The organism is Gemmobacter lanyuensis, from assembly GCF_014652355.1.
GTDB lineage: Bacteria > Pseudomonadota > Alphaproteobacteria > Rhodobacterales > Rhodobacteraceae > Gemmobacter > Gemmobacter lanyuensis.
Genome location: NZ_BMYQ01000015.1, coordinates 97,989 through 98,391 on the forward strand (window position 1 = coordinate 97,989; position 403 = coordinate 98,391).

General features: G+C 69.0%; 1 protein-coding gene. It reads right to left on the reverse strand.

Annotated elements, in window-relative coordinates:
* On the reverse strand, positions 1–403 hold a 403-nt coding region (locus tag IE101_RS17500), incomplete at both ends, for an adenine nucleotide alpha hydrolase family protein (RefSeq protein ID WP_505706168.1).

A 403-nucleotide genomic window follows, 5' to 3' on the forward strand; every position in this document is an offset into this window, starting at 1 on the left:
CTTCCACCCAGGCCGACAGCGCCGACGCCTGCGCGCCGACCGCCTCGATCCCTGCCGTGCCGCCGGCACCCGCCGCCGCAAAGGCCGCCGTCCGCACGCTGAACACCTTGGTGCCATCCGACGATTTCACCGTCTGAATCGCATTGCCCGCGTAGATTGGCCGCTCAAAGGTTTCAGAATCGATAACGGCCGTCACATCCGACAGCACCATCACGTCCAGAAGCGCAGCAACCCGCGGCAGCACGTTCTTGGCATAGGCCGTCGCCGCCGCCGCGATATGGCTGTAGCCACCCGCCAGCGACACGATCAGAGCCGCAAGCCCCTCGGCCAGGCCATGGCCCGCCTCCTCCGCATGCAGCACCTTCGCAACCCCCGACAGCGCCGCCGCCTCGGCCGCCGCCGA